We start from the raw sequence: 1591 nt of genomic DNA on the forward strand, positions 1-1591 counted from the left end.
ATTTAAGTTTCGCAAGTCAGCATGAAAGTTTATAAGAGGGTATAAAAGAAGGCATAGAGTTTTCTGTATATCGCAGAAAATGAGTATCTTTAAAGTGGTCAAACAAAATAATACTCAACTCTATGCCAGTACACAAAGTTACAGACTTTCTTTCAGAAATCAGCGCATTCTTTAAAAAAGATGATGCGCACAATGCAATGTATTCCATTATGGACGTGATTAAATGGTTAAAAATGACAGAGTCTTCCCTGTTCGGGATGAAGAGTAAATGCAACAACATATATTCTTTACTGCAGGTATTCCAGGCTCTGTTGTTATATCCTTGTTTCATGATTCGTAATCCTTATCATTTTCATGATTCTTCATTAAGCGGCTTGTTGAACTGCAAAAAAGATGTGTTCTACCGTTTTATGAGCAACCCGAAGATTGATTGGCGTAAACTTGTCTATCATCTTAACATGCAGCTTTGGTCGAAAATCAAAGTCCGCTCCGAGCATAAGGAAAACACCACCTGTCTGATAGTTGATGATACGGACTATCCCAAAACCGGACGCCGCTTCGAATATATCGGCAGGGTGCATTCCCATGTTCAGCACAGAAGCATTCTGGGATTCAAGGCATTGTTTTTGGTCATAACAGACGGAACATCCCAAATGATTCTCGATTTTGCACTTCTTGGTGAAAAAGGGAGAAAAGGAAATTTTGGTATGTCCGCCAAGGAACTCAAAGACCGTTTCACCAAGCCCCGTGACGAACAGGATGCCTTGCAGGAACGAATCAACGAATATACGGCAAGCAAAATCAGTCTTATGATTGACATGATAAAACGAGCCATAGGTAAAGGAGTGAAATTCAGGTATGTTCTGGCTGACAGCTGGTTTGCATGCAAGGATATTATTCGCTTTGTTCGTTCCCGCCACATGAAATGTGACTACTTGGGCATGATTAAAATCGGTGAGAGCGGAAGGACGAAATATCATTTTGAGCGCAAAGACTTTACGGCACCGGCTCTGATAAAGTTGCTCTCCAAACGGAAACGGCGTAAATACAATAGAAAGCTGCGTTGCTATTATATGGTAGCTGATGTGGTCTTTGCAGACACTAAGGTTCGTTTGTTTTTCGTCAAGCGAAGTAAGAATGCCGCTTGGAATGGTTTGATAACCACTGACACCACTCTTGACTTCCTCTGCGCATATAAAATCTATGCTCAAAGATGGGCCTTGGAAGTCATCTTCAAGGAGGCAAAGGGATTGCTGGGACTCGGAAAATGCCAGGCAAACAATTTTGCCTCCCAGATTGCGGCAACCTCCCTGACTGCATTGCAATACAACATTCTTTCCCTTGTGAAAAGATTTGCAGCCTATGAAACGATGGGAAAACTCTTTGAAAAAGTCTCCAAGGACTCTTTGGAACTTTCCATTATAGAAAGGATATGGGGAACTCTCCAAGAACTGATTATAGCAATAGCAAACCTCTTCGGTTTGGCCGATGAGGATATCTATGATGTGATGATTAACAGGTCGGAAGAGATGAACCATATATGCGATATTTACAAATTAAAACTAGCAAGCTGAACTTGCGAAACTTAAAT

Annotated in this window: 1 protein-coding gene; it reads left to right on the forward strand. The window is 40.9% G+C overall.

Annotated elements, in window-relative coordinates; genetic code table 11:
* Nucleotides 1–122: 122 nt before the first annotated feature.
* Nucleotides 123–1574: an IS4-like element ISUnCu6 family transposase gene (locus tag HU824_RS19385; protein WP_076612411.1), complete on the forward strand. Its 1452-nt coding sequence runs from the start codon at nucleotides 123–125 to the stop codon at nucleotides 1572–1574.
* Nucleotides 1575–1591 lie beyond the last annotated feature (17 nt).

It is taken from the genome of Bacteroides sp. L10-4, assembly GCF_013373675.1.
Lineage (GTDB): Bacteria > Bacteroidota > Bacteroidia > Bacteroidales > Bacteroidaceae > Bacteroides > Bacteroides muris.

Bases quoted from the DNA above. Each gene is read 5' to 3' on its own strand.
- HU824_RS19385 (WP_076612411.1), top strand. From the start codon at position 123: ATGCCAGTACACAAAGTTACAGACTTTCTTTCAGAAATCAGCGCATTC.